21 protein-coding genes and 1 pseudogene are annotated in these 25,363 nt (G+C 56.7%); 14 read left to right on the top strand and 8 right to left on the bottom strand.

All coding sequences use genetic code 11. The features are described 5' to 3' along the window. The first annotated feature begins 28 nt into the window (after positions 1-28). A complete protein-coding gene (locus WFN87_RS13665; RefSeq protein ID WP_336983254.1) occupies positions 29-1,294 on the top strand; it encodes a DUF3748 domain-containing protein in 1,266 nt (421 codons plus the stop codon). A gap of 5 nt (positions 1,295-1,299) precedes the next feature. Here the strand turns inward: WFN87_RS13665 and WFN87_RS13660 are convergent, their stop codons facing one another. After that, on the bottom strand, positions 1,300-1,632 hold the full coding sequence (locus WFN87_RS13660) for a YceK/YidQ family lipoprotein (RefSeq protein ID WP_008460661.1): 333 nt from the start codon (positions 1,630-1,632) through the stop codon (positions 1,300-1,302). Between the two features lie 314 nt (positions 1,633-1,946). Here WFN87_RS13660 and ibpA point away from each other — a divergent pair, with 314 nt between their 5' ends. The 3 genes and pseudogenes from ibpA (at position 1,947) to WFN87_RS13645 (ending at position 4,689) form a co-directional block, all read left to right on the top strand. Further along, entirely contained in the window at positions 1,947-2,360 is a 414-nt protein-coding gene (ibpA, locus tag WFN87_RS13655; RefSeq protein WP_008460663.1) for a small heat shock chaperone IbpA, read from the top strand. Positions 2,361-2,473: 113 nt separating this feature from the next. Next, the gene (gene ibpB / locus WFN87_RS13650) at positions 2,474-2,902 is read left to right on the top strand and encodes a small heat shock chaperone IbpB (RefSeq protein WP_008460665.1); all 429 of its coding nucleotides are present in this window, start codon (positions 2,474-2,476) and stop codon (positions 2,900-2,902) included. 128 nt (positions 2,903-3,030) lie between these two features. Next, positions 3,031-4,689 (top strand): annotated as a pseudogene (locus tag WFN87_RS13645) (putative transporter). Here the strand turns inward: WFN87_RS13645 and WFN87_RS13640 are convergent. Next, on the bottom strand, positions 4,684-5,427 hold the full coding sequence (locus WFN87_RS13640; RefSeq protein ID WP_166994822.1) for a UTRA domain-containing protein: 744 nt from the start codon (positions 5,425-5,427) through the stop codon (positions 4,684-4,686). The pseudogene WFN87_RS13645 and the gene WFN87_RS13640 overlap by 6 nt on opposite strands. Before the next feature lie 224 nt (positions 5,428-5,651). On the opposite strand from WFN87_RS13640, the gene WFN87_RS13635 reads away from it, so the two are divergent. The 8 genes from WFN87_RS13635 (at position 5,652) to WFN87_RS13600 (ending at position 13,743) form a co-directional block, all read left to right on the top strand. Further along, positions 5,652-7,274, top strand: coding sequence for an alpha-glucoside-specific PTS transporter subunit IIBC (locus tag WFN87_RS13635; RefSeq protein WP_336983200.1), 1,623 nt, complete (start codon positions 5,652-5,654; stop codon positions 7,272-7,274). Then, a complete protein-coding gene (locus WFN87_RS13630; RefSeq protein ID WP_336983199.1) occupies positions 7,271-8,593 on the top strand; it encodes a 6-phospho-alpha-glucosidase in 1,323 nt (440 codons plus the stop codon). The genes WFN87_RS13635 and WFN87_RS13630 overlap by 4 nt, the downstream gene beginning before the upstream one ends. Positions 8,594-8,755: 162 nt before the next feature. Beyond that, complete coding sequence (locus tag WFN87_RS13625; protein WP_336983198.1) at positions 8,756-9,565, top strand: hypothetical protein; 810 nt, start codon at positions 8,756-8,758, stop codon at positions 9,563-9,565. Next, complete coding sequence (locus tag WFN87_RS13620; RefSeq protein ID WP_166994814.1) at positions 9,549-10,262, top strand: RES domain-containing protein; 714 nt, start codon at positions 9,549-9,551, stop codon at positions 10,260-10,262. Before WFN87_RS13625 ends, WFN87_RS13620 begins: the two co-directional genes overlap by 17 nt. A gap of 121 nt (positions 10,263-10,383) precedes the next feature. Continuing rightward, complete coding sequence (locus WFN87_RS13615; protein WP_336983197.1) at positions 10,384-11,352, top strand: cellulase family glycosylhydrolase; 969 nt, start codon at positions 10,384-10,386, stop codon at positions 11,350-11,352. 113 nt (positions 11,353-11,465) lie between these two features. Further along, entirely contained in the window at positions 11,466-12,230 is a 765-nt protein-coding gene (locus WFN87_RS13610; protein WP_085938922.1) for a basic amino acid ABC transporter substrate-binding protein, read from the top strand. Between the two features lie 39 nt (positions 12,231-12,269). Beyond that, positions 12,270-13,034 carry an amino acid ABC transporter permease gene (locus WFN87_RS13605; RefSeq protein ID WP_008460679.1) on the top strand — a complete coding sequence of 255 codons (765 nt, stop codon included), beginning with the start codon at positions 12,270-12,272 and terminating at the stop codon, positions 13,032-13,034. Beyond that, the gene (locus WFN87_RS13600) at positions 13,021-13,743 is read left to right on the top strand and encodes an amino acid ABC transporter ATP-binding protein (protein WP_008460680.1); all 723 of its coding nucleotides are present in this window, start codon (positions 13,021-13,023) and stop codon (positions 13,741-13,743) included. The genes WFN87_RS13605 and WFN87_RS13600 overlap by 14 nt, the downstream gene beginning before the upstream one ends. Positions 13,744-13,930: 187 nt before the next feature. Here WFN87_RS13600 and WFN87_RS13595 read toward each other — a convergent pair whose 3' ends face one another. The 5 genes from WFN87_RS13595 to dsdX all read right to left on the bottom strand — a co-directional run bounded on the left by WFN87_RS13595 (position 13,931) and on the right by dsdX (position 20,437). Then, positions 13,931-14,914, bottom strand: a complete 984-nt coding sequence (locus WFN87_RS13595; RefSeq protein ID WP_336983196.1) for a nucleoside hydrolase — start codon at positions 14,912-14,914, stop codon at positions 13,931-13,933. Between the two features lies 1 nt (position 14,915). Further along, complete coding sequence (locus WFN87_RS13590) at positions 14,916-15,947, bottom strand: LacI family DNA-binding transcriptional regulator (protein ID WP_008460682.1); 1,032 nt, start codon at positions 15,945-15,947, stop codon at positions 14,916-14,918. 91 nt (positions 15,948-16,038) lie between these two features. Beyond that, a complete protein-coding gene (locus WFN87_RS13585; RefSeq protein WP_336983195.1) occupies positions 16,039-17,433 on the bottom strand; it encodes an MFS transporter in 1,395 nt (464 codons plus the stop codon). A 320-nt stretch (positions 17,434-17,753) separates the two neighbouring features. After that, positions 17,754-19,082: a D-serine ammonia-lyase gene (dsdA, locus tag WFN87_RS13580; RefSeq protein WP_336983194.1), complete on the bottom strand. Its 1,329-nt coding sequence runs from the start codon at positions 19,080-19,082 to the stop codon at positions 17,754-17,756. Between the two features lie 17 nt (positions 19,083-19,099). After that, positions 19,100-20,437 (bottom strand): D-serine transporter DsdX, encoded by a 1,338-nt coding sequence (gene dsdX, locus WFN87_RS13575; RefSeq protein ID WP_008458762.1) that lies wholly within the window; start codon positions 20,435-20,437, stop codon positions 19,100-19,102. 224 nt (positions 20,438-20,661) lie between these two features. On the opposite strand from dsdX, the gene dsdC reads away from it, so the two are divergent. Then, complete coding sequence (gene dsdC / locus WFN87_RS13570; protein ID WP_336706601.1) at positions 20,662-21,597, top strand: DNA-binding transcriptional regulator DsdC; 936 nt, start codon at positions 20,662-20,664, stop codon at positions 21,595-21,597. Here dsdC and emrD read toward each other — a convergent pair whose 3' ends face one another. Continuing rightward, positions 21,598-22,782 (bottom strand): multidrug efflux MFS transporter EmrD, encoded by a 1,185-nt coding sequence (gene emrD, locus WFN87_RS13565; RefSeq protein WP_166878713.1) that lies wholly within the window; start codon positions 22,780-22,782, stop codon positions 21,598-21,600. 361 nt (positions 22,783-23,143) lie between these two features. Here emrD and fhuE point away from each other — a divergent pair, with 361 nt between their 5' ends. Next, entirely contained in the window at positions 23,144-25,309 is a 2,166-nt protein-coding gene (gene fhuE, locus WFN87_RS13560; protein WP_336983193.1) for a ferric-rhodotorulic acid/ferric-coprogen receptor FhuE, read from the top strand. Positions 25,310-25,363 lie beyond the last annotated feature (54 nt).

The raw sequence follows: 25,363 nt of genomic DNA, 5'->3' as shown, positions 1-25,363 counted from the left end.
GTACTCAGCGCTTCAGGGCAAAATCGTGATCAAACAACTCACCTTCGCACCGCGTCATCATCAGCTTACCAACGTTAACACCTGGACGCCGGACAGCCAGTGGCTGGCCTTCGACGTTCGGCCTTCGGGAGCCTCTTTTACCGGCACAACCATCGAGCGAGTTAATATCCAGAACGGTGACGTCGAGGTGGTTTATCGCGCCCCTGAAGGCGCCCACGTTGGCGTGGTGACCGTGAATCCACGGCAGCCGGAGCGCTACGTTTTTATCCATGGCCCGGAAAACCCGGACGTCGACTGGCACTATGACTTCCACCACCGCCGTGGCGTGGTTGTGGCGCAGGGTGAGGCCAGCAATCTTGATGCAATGGACATTACCTCGCCCTATACCCCAGGGGCGCTGCGCGGCGGCAGCCATGTTCACGTCTGGAGCCCGGACGGCAGCCGCTTGAGCTTCACCTACAACGACCACGTTATGCACGAGCTTGATGCGCGCCTCGACCTGCGTAACGTCGGCGTCGCGCTGCCGTTTGGCCCCGTGATGCCGGCTAAACAGCATCCACGAGAATACGGCGGGAGCCATTATTGCGTGCTGGTGAGCCGCACGACGGCAGAGCCAGAGCCCGGCAGCGATGAGATTAACCGTGCCTACGAAGAAGGCTGGGTCGGGGAACATGGCTACCGGAAGCCAGACGGCAGCGTTCAACGCTGGGCGCTGGCGTTTATCGGCGATACCCGGTTAGCAAACGGCGAGAAGGTGCCCGAGCTGTTTATCGTGGACCTTCCCAATGAGCCGCAGGCTTACCAGCAGGCCGGAAGTGAACCGCTGTGTGGCACCGCCACGACGTTGCCAGCGCCGCCAAAAAGCGTGATGCAACGTCGGCTGACCTTTACCCATCAGCGCCGTTATCCGGGTCTGGTGAATCAGCCCCGGCACTGGATCCGCAGCAGCCCGGACGGCAGCCAGCTTGCCTTCCTGATGCGCGACGACAGCGGCGTGGTGCAGCTTTGGGTGATATCCCCGAACGGCGGCGAGCCCCGGCAGGTTACCCACGGTGAGCACGACATTCAGTCGGCCTTTAACTGGCATCCTTCAGGTAAAGCTCTTGGGTTTGTGCAGCAGGGACGTGTGGTGCTGTGTGACGCGCAAAGCGGGGTCATTACGCCATTAAGTTCGGCAGAGGGCGAAGCACCTTCTGGCGATGCCATCGTCTTCTCCCCGAACGGCAGGCAGGTTGCCTGGATGCAGGACGTCGACGGTTTCCGTCAGTTATGGAGCGCGGAAACCGGCCTGTAAATGATTCAGTGAGGCAGTTCTGCCGGTGGGATAACGGCGTTAGTGGCCAGATTCTGTTGCTCGCTGGCTTCCACACGCGATCTCACCGAATTGTCCTTGCGGAACATATCCCACGGCAGCAGCACCGTGTCGAGCACGGCGGTAAACGGCAGGTCCAGCGCAACCAGCGGCTTGATTGCCCAACTGGTGTCGTCGTCGCCAAGCGTTGCCGCACTGGCTCGGGTACCAGGATACAAGCCTTCTTTGCCGCCGCTGTGTGACATCATACTTGAGCAGCCGGTCAGTAATAACAGCCCGCTGCTAATCACCAGAGTTGGAAACCAGTTTCTCATTATCATTTTGCTGTCATCTTCAATGGTTGGCGGAGTACCAGCCCCAGCGGAGTTATAACACCCGCCCGTGATTTAAAAATGTTCCTCGTTCCGCTCTGCGGCGGCTATCGCATATTTTTAACCTTTTATGCTGTTTGCCAGTCTAAGTAAGGAAAGCCATTCACGCAAAAAATTTGCGTTCAGGCGCCTTGAAAAATTTTAAGCAAGCCACATTTTAGTAGGGTAACCAGAGAGAGTACGCCGATTGGGTACTCAGGTTCATGGCCTGTCCAAAGGGAAGGCTTTTACATCTTACTCGCTGATTTCAGGAGCTTTTTATTATGCGTAACTTCGATCTTTCTCCGCTGTACCGTTCCGCCATTGGTTTTGACCGTCTGTTTAATCTGCTGGAAAGCAACCAGAGCCAAAGTAACGGCGGCTACCCTCCGTACAACGTTGAATTAGTGGACGAAAACCACTATCGCATTGCTATCGCCGTCGCCGGTTTCGCAGAAAGCGAACTTGAGATCACTGCCCAGGATAACTTGCTTATCGTCAAAGGGGCGCACGCGGGCGAGCAGCAAGAGCGGACTTACCTCTACCAGGGCATTGCCGAACGCAACTTCGAGCGCAAATTCCAGCTGGCGGAAAACATCCACGTTCGTGGCGCGAACCTGGTCAACGGCCTGCTGTACATCAGCCTGGAACGTGAAATTCCTGAATCGATGAAGCCTCGCCGCATCGAAATCAACTAATTCATGGGGTCGCGCCGTGCGCGGCCCGTCATCAAGCTGGCTTGCCGTCAGGGAGCCAATGCCCGTTCGCATGCGGGCAGGTTATTTCTTGCTTCAAAGAAGGAGAAAACACTATGCGTAACTACGATTTATCCCCACTTCTGCGTCAATGGATCGGCTTCGATAAACTGGCCAACGCGCTGCAGTCCAGCGGTGAAAGCCAGGGCTTCCCGCCGTACAACATCGAAAAAAGCGACGATAACCATTACCGCATCACGCTGGCTTTGGCCGGTTTCCGCCAGGAAGATCTTGATATCGAGCTGGAAGGCACCCGCCTGAGCGTGAAGGGCACCCCGGTTAAACCGGAAAAAGAGACCAACTGGCTGCATCAGGGGCTGGTGACTCAGCCGTTCAGCCTGAGCTTTACCCTGGCCGAGCATATGCAGGTCTCAGGGGCAACGTTCACCAACGGCTTGCTGCACATTGACCTGGTGAGGGACATCCCGGAAGCGGTTGCTCCGCAGCGGATCGCCATTAGCGAACGCCCGGCGCTGAATAGCTAAATAATTTTCCCATATGAAGTATTAAGGCCCCTGAAAATGGGGCCTTTTTTGTGCTCCGCACCCCATTATCCTCCCCATAGCTCTGCCAGAATCCTTAGTAACAATAATGTTATTCACAGGGATTATATATGAGTGGAATAGCGTTAACCGTCAGCATGCTGGCGCTGGTTGCCGTCGTGGGATTGTGGATCGGTAATATCAAGATCCGCGGGGTAGGCTTCGGGATCGGAGGCGTGCTGTTTGGCGGCATTATTGTCGGCCACTTTGTCAATCAGGCCGGGATTGGCCTGAACGGCGACATGCTGCACTTTATCCAGGAATTTGGGCTGATCCTGTTTGTTTACACGATAGGCATCTAGGTCGGACCCGGCTTCTTCTCATCCCTGCGCGTTTCCGGCTTGCGGCTAAATTTGTTCGCTATTCTTATCGTTGTGCTCGGTGCGTTGGTCACTGCCGTGGTCTACAAGCTGTTTGATGTGCCGCTGCCGGTGGTATTGGGGATCTTCTCCGGTGCCGTTACGAACACGCCAGCGCTGGGGGCCGGGCAGCAGATCCTGACCGATCTCGGCACGCCGGGGCAATTGGTTGACCAAATGGGGATGAGCTACGCGATGGCCTATCCGTTTGGGATTTGCGGCATCCTGCTGACCATGTGGCTGTTACGCATGGCCTTTCGCGTCAGCGTTGACAAAGAAGCTCAGAAGTTTGAAGCCAACAGCGGCCAAAATCACGCCCAGCTGCACACCATGAATATCTGCGTCGCCAACCCAAACCTGAACGGTCTGATGATTCAGGACATCCCTATTCTTAACAGCGACGAGATAATTTGCTCCCGCCTCAAGCGCGGAGAGCTGCTGATGGTGCCTTCTCCAGGCACCCTCGTTCAGACTGGCGACCTGCTGCACCTCGTTGGGGCAGAAAAAGATCTGCACAAAGCGCTGCTGGTGATCGGCAACGAAGTGGATACTTCGCTTTCCACGCGAGGCACGGATCTGCGGGTTGAGCGCGTCGTGGTGACCAACGAAAAGGTTCTGGGCAAGAAGATCCGCGATCTGCATCTGAAGCAGAAATATGACGTGGTGATATCTCGCCTTAACCGCGCCGGGGTCGAGCTGGTGGCCAGCAGCAACGCCAGCCTGCAATTCGGCGACATCCTCAACCTGGTCGGACGCCCTCAATCGATCGACGCGGTGGCCGCAGAGGTCGGTAACGCGCAGCATAAGCTGCAGCAGGTGCAAATGCTGCCGGTGTTTATCGGCATCGGGCTTGGCGTGCTGCTGGGCTCCATTCCGCTGTTTATCCCCGGTTTCCCGGCGGCGCTGCGCCTTGGCCTGGCTGGTGGGCCGCTGATTATGGCGCTGATCCTCGGGCGCATCGGCAGCATCGGCAAGCTTTACTGGTTTATGCCGCCGAGCGCGAACCTGGCGCTGCGTGAGCTGGGTATCGTCCTGTTTCTGGCGGTGGTCGGGCTCAAGTCCGGCGGAGATTTTATCGACACGCTGCTGGTGGGCGACGGCGTAAGCTGGATTGGCTACGGCATTCTGATCACCGCGGTGCCGCTGATTACCGTCGGCCTGCTTGCTCGCCTGCTGGTGAAGATGAACTACCTGACGCTGTGCGGCATGCTGGCGGGCTCGATGACAGACCCACCTGCGCTGGCCTTTGCCAACGGGCTGCATGCGACCAGTGGAGCCGCCGCGCTTTCTTACGCTACGGTTTACCCGCTGGTGATGTTCCTGCGCATTATTACTCCCCAACTGCTGGCGCTGCTGTTCTGGGGACTATAGCTCTCCGCCGCCCGACTGGCCGGGCGGCACCCTCGAATGATCCCGGCGTAAGTGGTAATCCACCTGATATTCGCTGGCATTTCTGAACATCACCGAATAGTTAAGAAACTCGCCTTTATCGCTGTAGGAGAGCGAGGTGATGCGCAAAATCGGTGTCGCCTCCGCGATGTTCAGCAGTTTTGCCGTTTTTGCGTCGGCGAGTACCGGCGTCAGCGTTTCATAGTTGCCGCTGATGACTATCTGGCATTCATCTTCGATATAGCTGAATTTTGACCCCTCAAGGTGGGCCAGGGACAGGTTGCGAAAGAGTTTGACCGGCATATAGCTGTCTTCCACCATCAGCGGCTTGCCGCTCACGGCGCGCACGCGGCGGGAGTAATAGATTTTTTCGTCGATCTTAATGCGCAGCAGGCTGGCTATCGCCGGGGGCGCGGGCATCACGTTAAATTCCAGCACCTCGCTCAGCACCTCTTTGCCCTGGCTGCGCATCACTTCCACAAAACCCGTCAGGTTAGTGGTTTCGTGGTGAACGTCTTTTTTTGTCACCCAGGTGCCGCTGCCCTGGCGGCGATTAACCAGACCCCAGCCCACAAGCAAATCCACCGCTTTACGAATCGTCATGCGCGACACGCCAAATTCTTCAGCCAGCTTCTTTTCCCCAGGCAGGGGGCTGCCTAGGGTGTAGTCGGCAGAATTAAGCCGCAGCCGTAGCCTGTCGGCAATTGATTTGTAGATCATAGCTGGACATCTCCAGGCTTTATCACGCCGTTATATGTCGGTTAATTGTCTAGTTTTAACTCTAAAAGTAGACAACTTTGGCCAAATAAAAACCATGAATACGATCACGAATCGCTGCGCCTGACGCGGCGAGCCACCGCCCGCGCTCATATCCTCAGCCTCAGGCCAACTAAAAAAATAAGGCCGCCTCTTACTCTACGAAGTTGTTACATGAGGATTTAAAAATGCTCAGTCAAATACAACGTTTTGGTGGTGCAATGTTTACCCCGGTTCTGCTGTTCCCCTTTGCCGGGATCGTGGTCGGGCTTGCCATCATGCTGCGCAACCCGCTGTTTGTTGGCGAAGCGCTCACCGCACCAGACACTCTGTTTGCACAAATTGTTCATATCATCGAGGAAGGCGGCTGGACGGTGTTCCGCAATATGCCGCTGATTTTTGCCGTGGGTTTGCCCATCGGCCTGGCAAAACAGGCCCAGGGGCGAGCTTGCCTGGCGGTGCTGGTGAGCTTCTTAACCTGGAACTACTTCATCAATGCGATGGGGATGACGTGGGGGCACTACTTCGGCGTCGACTTTAGCCTCGACCCTACGGCAGGCAGCGGCCTGACGATAATGGCCGGGATTAAAACGCTCGACACCAGCATCATCGGAGCGATTGTTATCTCCGGCATCGTCACCGCGATTCACAACCGTTATTTCGATAAGCCGCTGCCGGTGTTCCTCGGTATTTTCCAGGGCAGCTCTTTTGTGGTGATTGTGGCCTTCCTGGTGATGATCCCCTGCGCCTGGCTGACGCTGCTCGGCTGGCCAAAAGTGCAGCTCGGCATCGAATCGCTGCAGGCGTTTTTACGCAGTGCCGGGGCGCTGGGGGTCTGGGTATACACCTTCCTTGAACGTATTCTGATCCCTACCGGGCTGCACCACTTCGTCTATGGCCCGTTCATCTTCGGCCCGGCGGCGGTTGAAGGCGGCATTCAGGTGTACTGGGCGCAGCATTTGCAGGAGTTCAGCCAGAGCACTGCCTCGCTGAAATCTCTGTTCCCGGAAGGCGGCTTCGCCCTGCACGGCAACTCGAAGGTGTTCGGTTCGGTGGGTATCGCGCTGGCGCTCTACTACACTGCCTCGCCGCAGAACCGCGTGAAGGTTGCCGGGCTGCTGATACCCGCGACGCTGACAGCCATGCTGGTCGGCATCACTGAACCGCTGGAATTTACCTTCCTGTTTATCTCTCCGCTGCTGTTCGCTGTTCACGCCTTCCTGGCCGCCTCAATGGCAACGGTGATGTACATGGCGGGCGTGGTGGGCAACATGGGCGGCGGCCTGCTGGACCAGTTCCTGCCGCAAAACTGGATCCCCATGTTCCATAACCACGCCTCGATGGTCTTTACCCAGATAGGCATCGGCATCGCCTTTACCGGCGTCTACTTCGTGGTTTTCCGTGCCCTGATTCTGCGTTTCAACCTGAAAACGCCGGGCCGGGAAGACAGCGAGATCAAACTTTACAGCAAGGCCGACTACCAGGCGGCACGGCAGCAAACCAGTGCGGCAGTCAGTCAGGATGCAAAGCACGGGCAGGCGCATGGCTTCCTGCAGGCGCTCGGCGGCGCGGCGAATATCGCCAGCCTGAATAACTGCGCGACTCGTCTGCGTATCACACTCGGTGACATGGCTCTGACCGAAGCCGACGAAGTGTTCAAAGCCCTTGGCGCCCACGGCGTGGTGCGCAGCGGCAATGGCATTCAGGTGATTGTCGGGCTGCATGTCCCGCAAATTCGCGACCAGATTGAAACCCTTATCAAAGAGCAAACTTCAGACGAACACCCATCCATGACGGAGGCAGTATCATGAAAAAATTCTCGGTAGTTGTAGCAGGTGGCGGCAGTACTTTTACCCCTGGCATCGTGCTGATGCTGTTGGCTAACCAGACCCGTTTCCCGCTGCGGGCGCTGAAGTTCTACGATAACGACGGCGCACGCCAGGAAACTATCGCCGAAGCCTGCAAAATCATCCTGAAAGAGCAGGCCCCGGATATCGACTTCAGCTATACCACCGACCCGCAGGAAGCGTTCAGTGACGTGGATTTTGTGATGGCGCACATTCGTGTGGGCAAATATCCGATGCGTGAAAAAGACGAGAAAATCCCGCTTCGCCACGGCGTACTCGGCCAGGAAACCTGCGGCCCGGGCGGGATAGCCTACGGCATGCGCTCCATCGGCGGCGTGCTGGAGCTGGTGGATTATATGGAAAAATATTCGCCGAACGCCTGGATGTTGAACTACTCCAATCCGGCAGCCATTGTGGCGGAAGCGACCCGCCGCCTGCGTCCAGACTCAAAAATCCTGAATATCTGCGATATGCCTATCGGCATCGAAAGCCGCATGGCGCAGATTGTGGGCCTGAAGGATCGCAAAGAGATGAAGGTGCGTTACTACGGCCTGAACCACTTTGGCTGGTGGACTCACGTAGAAGATAAAGACGGCAATGACTTGACGCCGAAAATTCGCGAACATGTGGCTAAATATGGCTATGTGCCGCCAAAAGATGAGCATGGCACCGAAGCAAGCTGGAACGATACGTTTGCCAAAGCAAAAGATGTCTGGGCGCTTGATCCGGACACGCTGCCGAACACCTACCTGAAATACTATTTGTATCCGGATTACGTGGTGCAGCACTCCAACCCGGAGCGCACCAGGGCGAATGAGGTAATGGATCACCGCGAGAAGCACGTGTTTGGTTCCTGCAACGCCATTATTAGCGCCGGGAAATCCTCTGCAGGTGAGCTGGAAATTGACGAACATGCCTCTTACATCGTCGATCTTGCAACGGCCATTGCCTTTAACACCCAGGAGCGGATGCTGCTGATTGTGCCAAATAACGGGGCAATCAATAACTTCGACCCGGAAGCCATGGTGGAAATCCCTTGTCTGGTGGGCAAAGACGGGCCGGAGCCGCTGGTCGTGGGGAACATCCCTCAGTTCCAGAAAGGATTGATGAGCCAGCAGGTCGCCGTTGAAAAACTGGTCGTGGATGCTTGGGAGCACCGCTCTTATCAGAAACTGTGGCAGGCGATCACCCTGTCGAAAACCGTGCCGAGCGCCTCCGTTGCCAAAGCGATTCTTGATGATTTGATTGAAGCGAACAAAGACTACTGGCCTGAATTGAAATAAGTTTTCTCAGGCTTTTACGAAGCGCGGCGGAGACGTCGCGCTTTTTTTATGGCGATGCTTCCCAGATTGCCTTCTCCAGTCTGGACATTTTTTGTACCCGGCGATAAAGTTGTTAGGGTTATTAAGGTTAGGTTGGTTAGTTGGGTTATTTTGGAGGGCGCAATGGTATCAAGGCAAACCGGACGTATTGAGAAGAAAAAAGACCGGGTGCTGTTTGACAGCGAGAGCGTGAAGCTCACGCTTGCAAGAGGCGTTCGCGAGCCAAACAGCAAGCGCGAAGCCGGGCTGACCCTGCAGCTTGCGCTTCGCGGTGGCGTTTCCGGGCTGGAAGCGCTGCATACCCAACTCACTCATCTGCTAGAGGCAACCGAAGAGCTACAAACGCAGCAGCAGGCGCTGGAGCTTAATGACGGTTATGAAAAGCTGGTGGAACTCTATGGCGAGAAGCTTATCGGTGAGAGCGTGCTTGTCGCCCATGTACCCGCGGCCAGCTACACTGCAGATTCGTCAAAGCGTTACGCGGCACAAAGCAGTTTTCTTCCTCCGGCCCAGCAGTGCGAGGTGATTAACCAGGCCCGCCTTGCACAGGCGCGAGACAGGTTAACGGACGAAGGCTGGCTGACCACCCATGAAATCGCCATGCTGGGCGGCTACTCGACAAAAAATGTCTCGGCTCAGCCAACGCGCTGGAAGGCGGCTGGAAAAATTTTCTCGGTCATTAAACGCGGCGTCGGGAACGTCTATCCGCGCTATGGTCTGGATGAAAACTACCGTCCTCTGCCTGTGATGAAAGTCATTCTGGAAACCTTCGCTCAGCATAAAACGGCCTGGGGGCTGGCAGAATGGTTTGCGACCTCTAACGGACTGCTGGCGGGAAAAACGCCTGCCGAAATGGTCTCTGCTTATCCGGCTAACGTGCTACAGGCCGCTGAATACGAGGTCAGGAGGCTACAGGATGGCGCCGAAGGATGAGGCCAAAACGAAAGGACTTTTTGGCGAGCCAGTGTTGCTTGCCCCTGAACTTCCTGAGCCGGGAGACGCGATCCCGATTTTTAAAGAAACTTTACCGGCGGGAAAGGTCCTTTATCGCTGTCATGCCCTTACCTGGCCTGGAAACAGTTTCAATCCAGGGCGTGAACTGACCGGAAACGATTACGGTGCCAGGTTCAGCCCTTTTAAAGATATACAGGGGCGGCTGGTGCCAAGCCTGTATGCGGCAGACAGCATCACAGGGGCGCTGGCCGAAACGCTTTTTCACGACCTGATTGGCGGCGAGCGGCGGGGCTTTTTATCCATCAGGCCGTGGCGGCACTGGGGAATGAGTCAACTGGTGCTCAGGCGAGAGATGACGCTGGTGACGCTTAAAACAGCAGACCTCTACCGGATGGGGTTATCAAAGCAGTTTTTTCTGTTAAGCGATCGCCTGGTTTACCCGCAAACGCAGCGCTGGGCGCGCGCGATTCACGATCAAAATCCCGCCATTGACGGCATGGTCTGGAAATCCCGACAGCATGATGACAGCAGTGCTTTCCTTTTTTATGGCGACAGAACTCGTCCTGAGGATTTAGCGTTGCAGCGTGAAGCTTGTGGGATATTTTCAACGCCAGAAGTGGTTGAAGAGATTGTGAAGATGGCGGACAGGCTCGGCATTGTGCTCAGCGACGAGTAGTTCGCTTTGGCAATCCTTCACACTCGGCATCACGATTAATTTTTTATTGCAATCCTCACTCCCCGAAAATGGGAAAAGCATGCTAAATATTAGTTTTCCTTCGCTAAGTAACGTGCCGCCGATGTTAAAGCCAACTCTTATTCTGGTTGCCCTCTCTTTCTGTGCCAGTTCGTTTGCGCAGCAGCAGGATGTTTTGCCGCCCACCTGGACCAGCCAGCTTGGGGTGGGAATGAACGTTGACTGGGCATTAACAGAGCGAGGCATCCGCGAATTTGACCCTCTGACGGTGCGTGACTTTCAGCAGCGAGGCTTTGGCCACGTCCGCATTCGCGTTGCCGGGCCGATAACCCATCAGAAACTGGTGCATTTACGGCGCATCGTGGATGCCTGCGAGCAGTACCATATCGTGCCGGTGATCAGCTACCGGGCTGCGGAGCTGAAAGCGAAGCCGACCGCTGAAAATGCGGAAGATATTGTGGAGTGGTGGACGACCGTGGCGCGCTTTTTTGCCAAAAATGACGACTCGCTGGTGTTCGATATTATCGGGCAGCCGGAGGAGAAACTCAGCGCCAACCCTCAGTTGCTCAACCAGATTTACGACAAAACCGTGAAGGCAATTCATAAAATCAGCCCTCAGCGCCATATCTTTGTTGCGCCACGCAACCACGCCTCCCCGGAAGCGCTGGCCACGCTTAAAATTCCTGAATCCCGCCACGGACTGGTCATGGCTGACTGGCACCTGATGCCGGGAGGCCCAAAAAACTGGAACGGCAAAACATGGAACGGAAAAAACCAGTGGACGACGGGGACGGATGCTGAAAAAGCGGCTATCCACGCCCGCATCGAAACCGCCGTGCACTGGCAGCAGAAAACCGGCCATCTTTCCTGGGTCGGGAACTGGTCTCCTGGCAGTAAATTACCGGTCGATCAGCAGGTTGCGATGGCGACGTTTGTCGCCTGTGAATTACAAAAAGCGCAGATTCCGTATGCAGTCAACGGCGATGAAAAATTCTACGATGGGGAAGAGGGCGCCTGGCGGCCTGATATGGCGCCATTGCTGGACGCTATTCTGAAGCCTCAGTGTCAGTAATTATCACTCAGCGTGAATTATCTGTTGCTGCACTTCGGGTAATTATGTATTTTTATGCAAATTAACTGCATAAAAACATCATATATCCAGGGGCTTCTATGTTTACTAAAGCGATGAAATCAGTAGTGGCTGGCGGGTGTTTGCTCGCGGCATTGTTCAGTTCTGCTCAGGCGCTGGCGCAGACCTACGTTGTGGGTTCCGGCGGCACCTACCGCCCGTTTGAATACGAAAACAGCCAGAAACAGCTGGAAGGTTTCGATATCGACATCATCAAAGCCATCGCTAAAGCCGAAGGGTTTGATATCAAGCTGGTTAACACGCCGTGGGAAGGTATCTTCGCCACGCTGAACTCCGGCGATCGCGACATCATCATTTCCGGTATCACCATCACCGACAAGCGTAAAGCGATGGTCGATTTCTCCACGCCGTACTTCCCGGCAGAGCAATCCATCGTGGTGCCGACCGACTCTAAAGTAGATTCTGTTACCTCGCTGAAAGGCAAAAAAGTGGGCGTGGTTAACTCCAGCACCGGCGACATTGTAGTGTCCGACGTTCTGGGTAAAAACAGTACCGACATCAAGCGCTTTGACAACACGCCGCTGATGCTGCAGGAACTGACTGAAGACGGTATCGACGCCGCCGTGGGCGACGTGGGCGTGGTGAAGTACTACATCAAATCCCACCCGGAAAAACCGCTGAAGCTGGTACCGGACAGCAAGTTTGAGCGTCAGTACTTCGGCATCGCGGTTGCCAAAGGTAATACCGAGCTGAAAGGCAAAATCGACGCCGGCCTGAAGAAAATCATCGCCGACGGCACCTACGCTAAAATTTACGCCACCTGGTTCGACAACAACGTTCCAACCCTCCCGGCAGAGTAATTATCAATCGGGGCCGTTCCGGCCCCAAAAAGGACAGGTATGACCGGATTTCGCTGGGAGATAATCTCAGAATACGCGCCGTTGTTTATGCAGGGCGCGCTGATGACCATCAAGTGCACCATTATCTGCGTGATTTTAGGCACGACCTGGGGGCTGCTGCTGGGGCTTGGGCGTATGGCTCACGCCGATGACGGCCCGTGGAAGCACGTGCTGCGTTATGCCGTGCAGTGGCCAGTGCGCGTTTACGTCAGCGCGTTTCGCGGCACGCCTCTGTTCGTGCAGATCATGGTGGTTCACTTTGCGCTGGTGCCGCTGTTTATAAACCCGCGCGACGGGATCATGATCACCAGCGGGATGATGTCCGTGGACTTTGCCCGCGACCTTCGCTCCGAATACGGCGCGTTTCTCTCCTGCGTGGTGGCGATCACCCTTAACGCCGGGGCCTATGTGTCCGAGATTTTCCGTGCCGGTATTCAGTCCATCGACAAAGGGCAGATGGAAGCGTCACGCGCGCTGGGTATGGGCTGGGGCAAAACGATGCGTAAGGTTATTCTGCCGCAGGCGTTCCGCCGCATCCTGCCGCCGCTGGGCAACAACGCGATTGCCATTGTGAAAGACTCGTCGCTGGCATCCGCCATCGGTCTCGCCGACCTGGCCTACGCGGCGCGTACCGTTTCCGGCGCTTACGCGACTTACTGGGAACCGTACCTGACCATCTCCGTGGTGTACTGGGTGCTGACATTCCTGCTTTCGCTGCTGGTGCAACATATGGAAAAGAGGTTTGGCAAAAGTGATTCACGTTAAGGATTTACAGAAACAGTTTGGCAAAACTCACGTGCTGCGCGGTATCTCCTGCGATATCGCGCCTCAGGAAGTGGTTTGCGTGATTGGCCCTTCCGGCTCCGGCAAAAGTACGTTTCTGCGTTGCCTGAACGCGCTGGAAAAACCGGACGGCGGCGAAGTCGTAGTCAACGGTTTTGCGGTACACGACCCAAAAACTAATCTCAACACGCTGCGCGAAGGCGTGGGCATGGTGTTCCAGCGTTTTAACCTGTTCCCGCACATGACGGTGCTGGAAAATCTGATCATGGCACCCATGTCGCTGAAAGGGCTGTCCAAAGCGGAAGCGGTAAACCGCGCCGAAAAGCTGCTGCAAAAGGTCGGCCTGCTGGACAAAATCGACGCCTGGCCTTCGAGCCTCTCCGGTGGCCAGCAGCAGCGCGTGGCGATTGCCCGTGCGTTGGCGATGGAGCCGTCGATAATTCTGTTCGACGAGCCAACTTCAGCGCTGGATCCTGAGCTTGTCGGCGAAGTGCTGGCGGTGATGAAACAGTTGGCGCAGGAAGGGATGACGATGATTATCGTGACCCACGAAATGGGCTTTGCCCGCGAAGTGGCGGACCGGGTGATCTTCATTGACCAGGGTGTGATTCAGGAACAGGGCGTGCCGGCGCAGATCTTTAGCGCCCCGCAAAACCCGCGAACTCAGGCCTTCCTTAGCAAGGTTCTGTAAAAAAGGGCGCTTATGCGCCCTTTAACGTTGCTGACAAAGAGGGAAAAAGCGTGGTTTTTTCCTCTTTGTGGTTATCAGCCGAAAATCAACAAATTGATTTTCCTGTTTTTTAACGAGTCGTCTGGTTTTCTTCTATCACCAGCGTTTTTTAGCAGTAAAAAGGTCGCTTAAGCGCCCTTTCTATTGCCTATGCAAACTGGCGGATATGCCGGTCGATAAGCGCCAGCAGCTTCTGGTTATCCACGGTTTGCAGCAGCTTCACCGGCTTGCCCTGCGGCGAGTCAACGTTCACCGTCAGCCGCAAATGTTCCGGGCCATACCGCAGGGTTCTGCCGCGGCTCAGCCCGCTCAGCGACACATCCACATAATCCTCCGCCCAGCTCACCAGCTCGGGCTCAAGCAGCCAGGCAACGGTCAGCACATCGTGGATCCAGCAGCCCGGCAGTTGGCGAGTTTGCATGGAAAAATCCATCCACGGGCGAATGGTGTCCACGAGAAAACGGCTCAGGCGGTTATCGCAGGTGGCGAGCGCATCTAAATCCTGGTGAGTCATCATGGTTTGGGTGGTGACGTCCATCGGCACCAGAACGATGTTTGCGCCGCTGGTCAGCACGGCGTGTGCGGCCTCCGGGTCAACGCCGAAGTTGGTATCCTTCAGGTAGCCGTCAACGTTAAACACGCCGCCCATGATGACAATCTCTTTTACCGCGCTCGCCATCTGCGGGTAAAGCTGCAAAGCCAGCGCCACGTTGGTCAACGGGCCGATAGCTATCAGCGTGATTTCACCAGGATTTGTACAGATAAGTTCGCCCATCTTATGCACCGCCAGCGGGGCAACTTCGGCCAGCATTTGCGGGGCAGTAACGTCCTTCCACAGGTGGCGCAGACCCACTTTATCGACTTTGTGATCCAGATGTTCCCGCCACGGTGCTGAAGGCTCGATCAGCGCACGCGAAGCGCCGCGGGCGACCTCAACGGCCATGCCCAGGCGAGCGACTAAATCAGAGGCGACGGCGTAGCCCACTTCGCTTGGCGTATTGCCGGACACGGTGGTAATAAGCTCCAGAGAAATCTCCGGCGCCGCAAGCGCCAGGGCAAGGGCCAGACCGTCGTCTACGTTAGCCCCGGCAACGCCGTTACCCGGATCGCAATCGATAATTAAACGCTTCATGTTACTTATAACTTCCTGCTGTGGTGAGGGAGTGACAGCCGCAGGACTCGCCAATCTCCAGCTCAAAATCAAATTCGTGTTTATGCGGCTGCCCGTCCCACTTTTTCAGCATTTCGATGGCTTTTTTTGCCATTTTCGTGACGGGCTGGCGAACCGTCGTCAAAGAGGGAACGTTGAAGGCCGATTCCAGGGTGCCGTTGAAGCACACCAGGGCGAGGTCTTTCGGCGCGGAAAGCCCGTGTTCAGACAGTGCTCTCAGGCAGCCAAAGGCCTGTTGTTCATTGGTGGCAAACAGCGCCCGAGGCAATTCGCCAGCCAGCATTTGCTTTGTGGCATCGTAGCCGCCCTGGCGAGTGTAATCCGTTGAAAAAATCCATTCAGGGTGCACGGTAAGGCCCGCTTCTTCCAGCGCCAGCCGCCAGCCGCTGATGCGATCCTGAGTGTTTAGCATCTCCTGTGGCCCGCAAATAATGGCGATATCGCGATAGCCGTGCTCAATCAGATGGCGGGTTGCGCGCCGTGCGGCGTGCTGCTCGTTAACCTGAATCGAGCAAACGTTCAGCTCCGGCTCAACCCTGTCCAGCATCACGCAAGGCGTACCGCTGGCCTGGATAAGATCGATGTAAGGATGCCTGTCGACGCTGGTATAAATCAGCCCGTCCACCTGGCGATGTAGCAGGTTATTGATAAGCTCCAGCTCGCGGGCGCGATCGTCACCGGAATCCCCCAGCAAGAGCACCCGGCCATCGGCAAAAGCCTCCTGCTGGAGCGCGTGCGCCATGGACGAGATAAACGGGTTGGCAATATTGGGCACGACTAAACCGTAGGTGCGCGTGGTGCCGCTGGCCAAAGCCCTGGCAATGCCGTTCGGGCGGTAGCCGGTTTTCTTGATGGCGGCGAGCACGCGCTCACGCGTCGCCTGCGCGACCGGACGCGGGCCGTTGTTAATCACGTAGCTGACGACCGCGACGGAAGTCCCTGCTTCTTTGGCGACTTCAGCGCGGGTAACGCGGTGTACTTGAGGCTTAGTCACTGAATACCTGCTTTATTTGGCTGGCGGGCGATAAACGGAGCCACAGCATAAAGCTTTGCTCCGTAAAAATCGCCGTCAACTCTGTGACAAATCAAATAGCGTCTTCCGGCAGATTAAGGTCGCGACCTCGGGTCTCAGGTGCAAAGAAGGTGGTCACCAGCCCGATGCCCGCCATCACTGTAAAGTAGAGCGCGATAGGCCACCAGTGCCCGGTCCAGGAGAGCAGTGCGGCGGCAATCAGCGGTGCAGTTCCGCCGGAAAGCATCGACCCCAGCTCTTTGGCAAACGCCATCTTGGTATAGCGGTTTGTCACGCCGAAAAGCTCCACGCCCCAGGCGGCCTGCACACCGAAAATGCCCAGCGAAGCCAGCCCCATGCCGACAACGATGGTTGGAATAACGATCATCGGCTCGCGCGAGTCCAGCAGCATAAAGGCCGGGAAAGCGTAGATAATCAGCAGCAGGCAGAACCAGCGATAAACGATCCGGCGGCCAAAGCGGTCGGAGAGCCAGCCGGCAAAAGGAATAATGGCGAAGCCTAGCACCGAGGCGATCAGCACCGCCAGCGTGGGGACGGATTTATCCACTGCCAGCACTTTGGCGACGTAGCCAATGATAAAACCCTGGGCGAGATAAGAAGGGCCGTTTTCACCAATGCGTAGCCCGACCATGGTCCAGAAGGCGCGGGTCCGCTGCCAGAAGCTGCGAGGATCTTTCTGCTGCTCGGCCAGCCCCTTTTCCCGCACCTGTTTACGCTCGGCTTCCAGCAGCGCTTTTTGGCGCTCAAACACCGGGGTTTCACGCAGATGCTGGCGAATAATCAGGGCAACAGCGGCAATCAACATGCTGCACAGGAACGGAATACGCCAGCCCCAGGCAAGCAGCGTCTCTTTATCCATCTGCAGCACCAGTAGCCAGGTCAGAGAAGCCAGCAGCGTGCCGCTGTTGGAGCCCAGCCCGATAATGGAGGACACCAGGCCACGGCGTTTCACTGGTGCATATTCACCCAGCATGACGGTACCGCCGGACAGCTCCGCACCCGCGCCAAGCCCCTGGGCAAAACGCAGAATCACAAGGCAGGTTGGCGCCCAGACGCCAATTTGCGCGTAGCTTGGGATCAGGCCAATAAGCGTAGTGGAGCAGCCCATCAGCGCAATGGTAATGACCATCACCATTTTTCTGCCGTAGCGGTCGCCCAGCCAGCCAAACAGCAGGGCGCCTATTGGCCGGGCAACAAAGCCCACGGAGTAAGCGGCAAAGCTGGAGAGCAGCGCCATGACGGGCGTGGCATCCGGGAAGAACACATCGCCAAAGATGATCCCGGCCGCCAGGCCATACAGCGCGAAGTCCGCGTATTCCATCGTGGTGCCGAGCCAGCAGGAGAAGGTGGCGCGAATAAAATCACGTTTACCTTCCGGCGTGGCCAGACGCTCTTCTGCCGCGTGTTGCGCCGAGGCCGGAGGAGGGGAGAAAGTGCTTGTCGTCATTAGAGTTCTCACAGAGATCGAACGTTATCTGTTGGCGAAGATGCCATTTTTAATCATTTCTCGCAGTGTATCTACGCGCGTAGATTGATCAAATAATTAAACCGGAAGTGAGAGTAAGGTAACTAAATGACAAAAATATGACGGGGAAGGTGACCCTCACCCTAATCCTCTCCCTGGAAGGGAGAGGGGACAGAACAGCATTCAGGCCAAAGATGCGGGTTTTCTTCCGGCCCTTATTAGGCGAGGGGCCGATCGGGAGCAAAATATGCCGGGGTTTTCTCCCTCTCCCCTTTGGGGAGAGGGCTGGGGTGAGGGGCTAATCAGCGAGCCTTCGCTAAATACTGCGCCATCTCAGCCTCAGGAACCATACCGCCTCCGGTGGCCCAGACCAGGTGCGTCGCATTATCAAGCTGTTGGGCGCTGAAGCCCTGCAGCTCATGGTAAGACGTCGTCGCGCACACGCGCTGCGGCCCGGCCATACCGGCCAGGGCCGACGGCTCCAGGCGAATATTTTCCTCTTCAGCCAGCCAGCCTAGCAGGTTGTACAGCGTTTGATCGTCCACGGTATAGAAGCCGTCCAGCAGCCTTTGCATTGCTCTGCCGACAAAGCCGGAAGCCCGCCCCACAGCCAGACCGTCGGCGGCGGTCAGGTTATCTATCCCGATATCCTGCACGGAAAGCGCATCATGCAGGCCGGTATAAACCCCTAACAGCATGCAGGGGGAGTGGGTTGGCTCGGCAAAAATACAATGAACGTGGTCGCCAAAGGCCAGTTTCAGCCCAAACGCCACGCCACCGGGGCCGCCGCCGACGCCGCAGGGCAGATAGACAAACAAAGGGTGCTGCTCATCGACGGTAATAGCCTGTTGCGAGAATTGATCTTTTAGCCGTTGCCCGGCGACGGCGTAGCCAAGGAACAGCGTGCGGGAATTTTCATCATCGATAAAGAAGCAGTTGGCGTCAGCCTCGGCGGCTTTTCTCCCCTGCTCAACGGCAACCCCGTAATCTTCGGCGTATTCAACCACCTCCACGCCGTGGCTGCGCAGTTTAGCTTTTTTCCATTCGCGGGCGTCGGCGGACATATGCACCGTGACGCGGAAGCCAATTCTGGCGCTGATGATCCCAATCGACAGACCCAGGTTGCCGGTAGAGCCCACGGCGATGCTATAGCGGCTGAAAAACTCGCGTAATTCAGGAGAAAGCAACTGGCTGTAGTCATCTTCAGGACTCAGTAGGCCCGCCTCGGTAGCCAGTTTTTCCGCGTGAGTCAGGACTTCATAAATGCCCCCGCGAGCCTTAATCGAGCCAGAAATAGGCAGATGGCTGTCTTTTTTCAGCCACAGTTTACCGAAGAGCCGCTGCCCATTTTCTTTTTCCAGGCGCTTTTGCATCTCCGGAATGGCGGCCAGCTCTGACTCGATAATCCCACCGGCTGCGGCGGTTTCCGGGAATGCTTTGGCCAGATAAGGCGCAAAACGAGCCAGCCTGGCGTGCGCCTCTTTCACGTCCTGCTCAGTCAGGCCAACATGCGGTAAGCCTTCGGCAAGGGAGGTGGCTCCCGGATTAAACCAGGTCGTTTCGTTCAGGGCGGTAAGCTCGCTGAGCAGCGGAAATTTTTCGGTTAACGTGTGTAATTCTGTCGATTTCATAACGAGCCTCCTGGCGCTCAGATGATAAAGGAAAGCAGGAATGTGCCGGCCAGTGCAACTAAAGAAGCGATGAATGTCGCCGTGGTGTAGTACTTAAAGGTTTCATGGAGCGTCGCGCCGCAGTACTGCTTCACCAGCCAGAACAGCGAATCCGTCACAATGGTGCAGCCGATAGCGCCGGAGCCGATGGCGAGCGTCACAATCTCCGGACTGACGTTGGGATAGAGCGGCAGCAGCGGAGCAACGATAGCCGTGGCGCCCATCATCGCCACGGTCGCAGACCCGACGGCGGCGTGAAGGATAAGGGCAACCAGCCAGGCCAGCAGGATCGGATGCATATGCAGGCTGGAAAGGCTCAGCGCCAGGCTGTCTGCCATGCCGCTGGCCTTGAGAATGGCGTTAAATGCGCCGCCTGCCCCGATGATCATCAGGATATTCGCGATGGAGCCAAAGCCAGTTTCGGTGTGGCTCAGCAGCGTAGCGATACCCATGTTCTGACGCAGGCCCAGCAGATAATAGGCCACGAAAACGGCGATAAACATGGCGGTAATCGGGTTGCCGATAAACTCCAGCGCGGTATAAGCCGTGCTGCCCGGGGTCATGTTCAGCTCAGCGAGCGTCTTCGCCAGCATCAGGCCAATGGGTAGCAGCACGGTAAACAGCGTGGCGCTCAAGGACGGCAGAGAAGCCGCATCGCGCGTTTGCAGATATGAAAATTCGACGGGAACGGATTTAAACGGCAGACGCTTGCCCAGGCATTTCAGAAAGAGCGGGCCACCCACCAGAGACGCCAGCAGGCCAACCGCTAAGCCATACACAATCACGGTGCCTACATCGGCGCCGAGTTTATTGGTCACAAACAGCGCCGCCGGATGTGGGGGCACCACGCAGTGAACGGCCATCAGCGCGGTACACAGCGGGATCGCCAGTTTCAGCAGCGAAGTGTGGGTCTTTTTGGCGATGGAAAAGGCCAGCGGGATGAGCAGCACCACGCCAACCTCAACGAACAACGTAATGCCGCAAATCAGGCCGACCAGTACCATAATCACGTCGGCGGAAAGCCAGCGGCAGCGCTGCAGCGCCAGGCCAATGCGTTCGGCGGCGCCGGAGACTTCCATCATTTTTCCCAGAATGGTCCCCAACCCGATGACCGCGGCTAAAAAGCCGAGTGTGCCGCCGATGCCGCTTTCCACTGCGTTGACCATCTCCAGCGGTCCCATGCCCATCATCACGCCGACGAAAAAGCTCGCCAGCAGCAGCGCGAGGAAAGGATGAAGCTTCAGTTTTATGATGGTCAACACGATTAACACTATGCTGGCAAGCAGCGTACCCACCACCCAGATTTGCGATCCCATTAGCCCTTCTCCTGTGCATCATTTGCGGGCTATTGGATAAAAATCCATCCGGGCTGACAAACGATAAAACTGGCCTTTCACATGAGGTAAATTGAATCAATAGGGTGATTTGAGTCGAAATCAGGCGATGAAATGTGTTTCAGGTTCGCTTTTCTTCAACTAAATGCTGCTGGTTAGCCGCGGATTTTTTAAACTTGGCCGCCGGAATTGAGAGAGAGGTCACGATGGAAACGTCACGCGAGGGGCGAAATCGGTTATTAAACGGCTGGCAGCTGTCGAAGCTGTACACTTTTGAGGTGGCGGCGCGCCATCAATCTTTTGCACTGGCGGCGGATGAACTGTCACTCAGCCCCAGCGCGGTTAGCCACCGGATAAACCAGCTGGAAGAGGAGCTGGGGATCCAGCTTTTTGTTCGCTCGCATCGTAAAGTGGAACTGACGCACGAAGGCAAGCGGGTGTTCTGGGCGCTGAAATCGTCTCTGGACACGTTGAACCAGGAGATTCTGGATATCAAAAACCAGGAACTCTCGGGGGTGCTGACCGTGTACTCCAGGCCGTCGATCGCCCAGTGCTGGCTGGTGCCCGCGCTGGGGGATTTCACCCAGCGCTACCCTGCTATCTCATTAACTATTCTGACCGGGAACGACAACCTCAATTTACAGCGTGCGGGTATCGATCTGGCGCTCTATTTTGACGATGCGCCTTCCTCGCAACTGAGCCACCATTTTCTGATGGATGAGGCGATTCTGCCGGTTTGCAGCCCGGAATATGCCCGCCGCTTTGAACTCCATTCCCGGCCTGCTCAACTGCGCCACTGTACTTTGCTGCATGACCGGCAGGCGTGGAGCAATGATTCCGGCACCGATGAGTGGTACAGCTGGGCGCAGCAGTTTGGTATTGAACTCCCGGCCTCGACGGGCATAGGCTTCGATCGCTCTGACCTGGCGGTGATTGCCGCGATGAACCACGTTGGCGTAGCGATGGGGAGAAAAAGGCTGGTGCAAAAGCGGCTGGAGCGGGGCGAGCTCATCGCCCCGTTTGGGGAGAAAACGTTAAAATGCCATCAGCATTACTACATTTCGACCCTAACTGGCCGACAATGGCCGAAGATTGATGCTTTTATCAGCTGGCTGAAAAACCTTGCCGAAGAGGCTAAATAACTAAACTGTCTCGCCATGATGCTGGAACCGCTGCGCCAGCGGCAGCCAGCAGCACAGGATCAGCACGCCCATCGCGGTCATCAGCATGCCGATGCTGTATTGCCCGGTTTGCGGCATCAGCGCGGAGAACCAGGCCATCACGCCGGAGCCGATGTTCTGCAGACCGCCAACCAGCGCCCCTGCGGTACCGGCCAGGAACGGGAACGGCTCCATCGCGCCGCTGGTCGCCAGCGGGAACAGCATGCCTGCGCCGAAGAAGAACAGCGCCGCAGGTACCAGCAGTGTCCAGATATTCATGATGCCGAACCAGCCAGGGATCCACATCAGAATACCGGCGAACAGGCAGCTCAATACCGCCTGCCACATCAGGCTGGAGAAACGCACGTTCTGGCGGCCCGCGTACCAGGAGCCAAAAAACGCCGCCGGAATGGGCAGAATAAACAGAATGCTGACCACCACGCCGTTCAGGCCGAGTACGCCGCCCATCAGTACGCCGGAGCAGGCTTCAAACACCGCCACGCCCGCCAGGCCACCAACCAGCATCAGCAGATAGCAGTTGAAGGAGATATTGCCGAGCAGCATTTTGTAGCTGCGCATCAGGCGAGGCGGCGTGGCGTCTGCCGGGCGAGTTTCGGGCAGCCAGCGCCACATAGAAAACGCGACAATGGCACACAGCAGCAGCAGGAAACCGTAGCAGGCCCGCCAGCCCCAGACGCTGTCCAGCATCCCGCCAATAACCGGTGCCAGCAGCGGACTCACCAGAATGCCCATGTTCAGCAGGCTGTTGGCCTGGCGTAAATCACCGCCTTCGTAGAGATCGCGCGGCATGGTTCTCGCCATCACGCCCGCGACCCCGGTGCCCATGCCCTGCAGGGCGCTTGCCAGCACCAGAATATGCAAATTAGTGGTAAACAGTGCACCGAGCGTCGCCAGCATAAAAATCACCATGCCGGCGAGGATCACCGGGCGGCGGCCAATGCGATCGGAAAGCGGGCCATAAAACAGCTGAGACACGCCGTAGGTAAACAAATAGGCCGCCATCACGCGCTGAATCGCGCCGCTGCGCACGCCCATTTCATGAGCCATATCGGGAATAGAAGGAATATAAATCGTCTGTGTCATCTGCCCGACAGCAACCAGCAGAATCAACATCATCAGCAGGTGGATATTGGCTAACTTTCTCATGGCGTCCGATCGTTTACCTGAAAAAAGAGAGAGGCTTCGCAGCGTATTTTGCTGTGTATGTTTTGAAAGCGAGAGGAATCTATCACAACCTATGCAATAAGCCAGATGATGAGGCTGTTTTAACAGCAGAATTCCGTGTCGGTTTGTAAAGCGAAAGCGGCAATTTTTATTGCCACCAAACGCCCATTTTTGCCCCGCAACGGTGCAATCTTCGTTAACCCTCAGAGAATTACATTTGTTTACAGGTTAAATACAAATGCGTATATTTCTCATCCGCATTTAATCGTGCGCGTCTTTATAAAAATCAAAAAAAGTGCCGGCCACGGAAAACGCCGCAGCACTGCAAAAATGAGGGTTTAACATGGCATTTGTTAACTTCTCCAGGGATCGGTTCACGTTACGGGCAGGCGGCCCATCACTCCTGGCGGCGGCTATAGCGCTGGCGCTGCTGCCTTCTGCGCAGGCAGAAGACACCATCACGGTGAATACTCAGGCGGACAATCCGCTGGCGGGACAGGAACAGGATTACAGCGTCAAAACCACCACCACCGGCACCAAGCTGCTGCTGGTTCCGCGCGATATCCCGCAATCCGTCAGCGTCATCAGCCAGCAGCGTATTCAGGATCAGAACCTGCAAACCATCGGTGAGGTGCTGGATAACACCACCGGCATCAGCACCAAGCTGGTGGACAGCAGCCGTGCCACCTACTTTGCGCGCGGATTCTTTATCAGCAACTATGCCTACGACGACATGCCCACGCAGGTTAGCGACGTCTGGGACTTCGGCGATACCGGCTCGGATACCGCCGTGTTTGAAAATATTGAAGTAGTGCGCGGCGCGGCGGGGCTGATGAGCGGCAGCGGCAATCCATCGGCGTACATCAACATGGTGCGCAAGCACGCCGACAGCCGCGAATTTAAAGGCAACGTGTCCGCCAGCTACGGTAGCTGGGACAAGCAGCGCTATGTGGCCGATCTCTCCGCGCCGCTGAGCGAGTCCGGCAACGTGCGGGGCCGTGTGGTCACCGGCTACCAGGACAACGACACCTGGCTGGACAAAAGCCACTACCGCAAGAAATTTATCTACGGCGTGGTGGATGCCGATTTGACCGATTCCACCACGCTTTCCGTCGGCTACGACTACCAGGAAAGCAATGACGACAGCCCGACCTGGGGCGGCCTGCCCACCTGGTATGCCGACGGCAGCCGGACGCACTTTAGCCGCAGTGCCACCACCGCGCCGGACTGGGCTTACTCCAATAAAGACGCCACCAAAGTGTTCGCCAACCTGGTCCAGCGCTTTGATAATGGCTGGGAAGCGCGTATCAACACGCTGCACGCCGAAACCAAGTTCGACTCTAAGCTGATGTACGTCACCGGCTTCCCGGATAAAGTCACCGGCGCGGGCACCAGCGCCTATGGCGGCTGGAACCGGGGCGAGCGTAAACAGGATTCGGTGGATGCGTTTGTGCGTGGCGGCTTTGACCTGTTTGGCCGCCAGCACGAGCTGATGTTCGGCGGCAGCTACAGCCGCCAGCGTAACCACTACGATAACGCCATGCCGAACACCGGCTTGCCATATGGCGGCATCGCGATGGACAGCTTCTACAGCAGCGTCGCAGACCCAAGCTGGTCAGCCTTCTCGCTCTACAGCAAAGATGTAGTGCGCCAGCAGGCCGCCTACACCGCCGCACGTTTCTCGCTGGCTGACCCGCTGCACCTGATTGTGGGCGCCCGCTATACCGAATGGGACGCGGATTACAATCCGTCCACCGCGCCGCAAACCAGCCTGAGCAGCAAAAAACACGACGTCACGCCGTACGCGGGGCTGGTTTACGACATCAATGACACCTGGTCGGCCTACACCAGCTACACCTCCATCTTTCAGCCGACCGACAAGCGCGACGTCAACGGCGATTACCTCGACCCAACCACCGGGAAGAGCTACGAAGCGGGCGTGAAAGCGGACTGGTTTAACACGCGCCTGACGACCTCGCTGGCGGTGTTCCGCATCGAACAGGACAAAGTTGCCCAGTCGCTCGGCACGCCGGTTAACGGCAACCCTGGTGAAACGGCGTATAAATCCGTGGACGGCACCGTGAGCCGCGGCGTGGAGTTTGAGCTGAACGGCGCGCTGACCGATAACTGGCAACTGACCTTCGGGGCTTCCCGCTATGTGGCAGATGACAATAACGGCGATGCTGTAAACCCTGACCAGCCGCGTACCACGATGAAGCTGTTCACCCGCTACCAGCTGCCGATGCTGCCGGAAGTGACCGTGGGCGGCGGTGTGAACTGGCAGAGTAAAACCTGGCAGGATGCCTACGGCCCGAACGGCAACACCCGCATCAAACAGGGCAGCTACGCGCTGGTGGATCTCTTCACCCGTTACCAGGTAACGAAAAACTTCGCCGTGCAGGGCAACATCAACAACCTGTTCGACAAAGAATATGAATCATGGCTTTCCGACTATGTGGTTTATGGCGCCCCGCGCAGCTTCTCGCTGACGGCAAACTACAGCTTCTAAGCGTGACGGGGAGGTCAGTGACCTCCCTGATTATGTGGGGAGAAATGGCGCCAA

Origin of the sequence: Cedecea sp. AS113 (assembly GCF_037152415.1) — a bacterium.
Lineage (GTDB): Bacteria > Pseudomonadota > Gammaproteobacteria > Enterobacterales > Enterobacteriaceae > Cedecea.
This window is presented reverse-complemented; position numbering and strand designations above follow the sequence as displayed.

Bases quoted from the DNA above. Each gene is read 5' to 3' on its own strand.
- WFN87_RS13615 (WP_336983197.1), top strand. From the start codon at position 10,384: ATGTTAAAGCCAACTCTTATTCTGGTTGCCCTCTCTTTCTGTGCCAGT.
- WFN87_RS13635 (WP_336983200.1), top strand. From the start codon at position 5,652: ATGCTCAGTCAAATACAACGTTTTGGTGGTGCAATGTTTACCCCGGTT.
- WFN87_RS13595 (WP_336983196.1), bottom strand. From the start codon at position 14,914: ATGAAGCGTTTAATTATCGATTGCGATCCGGGTAACGGCGTTGCCGGG.
- WFN87_RS13630 (WP_336983199.1), top strand. From the start codon at position 7,271: ATGAAAAAATTCTCGGTAGTTGTAGCAGGTGGCGGCAGTACTTTTACC.
- dsdC (WP_336706601.1), top strand. From the start codon at position 20,662: ATGGAAACGTCACGCGAGGGGCGAAATCGGTTATTAAACGGCTGGCAG.
- WFN87_RS13610 (WP_085938922.1), top strand. From the start codon at position 11,466: ATGAAATCAGTAGTGGCTGGCGGGTGTTTGCTCGCGGCATTGTTCAGT.
- ibpB (WP_008460665.1), top strand. From the start codon at position 2,474: ATGCGTAACTACGATTTATCCCCACTTCTGCGTCAATGGATCGGCTTC.
- WFN87_RS13660 (WP_008460661.1), bottom strand. From the start codon at position 1,632: ATGATAATGAGAAACTGGTTTCCAACTCTGGTGATTAGCAGCGGGCTG.
- WFN87_RS13625 (WP_336983198.1), top strand. From the start codon at position 8,756: ATGGTATCAAGGCAAACCGGACGTATTGAGAAGAAAAAAGACCGGGTG.
- dsdX (WP_008458762.1), bottom strand. From the start codon at position 20,437: ATGGGATCGCAAATCTGGGTGGTGGGTACGCTGCTTGCCAGCATAGTG.
- WFN87_RS13640 (WP_166994822.1), bottom strand. From the start codon at position 5,427: ATGATCTACAAATCAATTGCCGACAGGCTACGGCTGCGGCTTAATTCT.
- WFN87_RS13605 (WP_008460679.1), top strand. From the start codon at position 12,270: ATGACCGGATTTCGCTGGGAGATAATCTCAGAATACGCGCCGTTGTTT.
- ibpA (WP_008460663.1), top strand. From the start codon at position 1,947: ATGCGTAACTTCGATCTTTCTCCGCTGTACCGTTCCGCCATTGGTTTT.
- WFN87_RS13620 (WP_166994814.1), top strand. From the start codon at position 9,549: ATGGCGCCGAAGGATGAGGCCAAAACGAAAGGACTTTTTGGCGAGCCA.
- WFN87_RS13585 (WP_336983195.1), bottom strand. From the start codon at position 17,433: ATGACGACAAGCACTTTCTCCCCTCCTCCGGCCTCGGCGCAACACGCG.
- dsdA (WP_336983194.1), bottom strand. From the start codon at position 19,082: ATGAAATCGACAGAATTACACACGTTAACCGAAAAATTTCCGCTGCTC.
- fhuE (WP_336983193.1), top strand. From the start codon at position 23,144: ATGGCATTTGTTAACTTCTCCAGGGATCGGTTCACGTTACGGGCAGGC.
- emrD (WP_166878713.1), bottom strand. From the start codon at position 22,782: ATGAGAAAGTTAGCCAATATCCACCTGCTGATGATGTTGATTCTGCTG.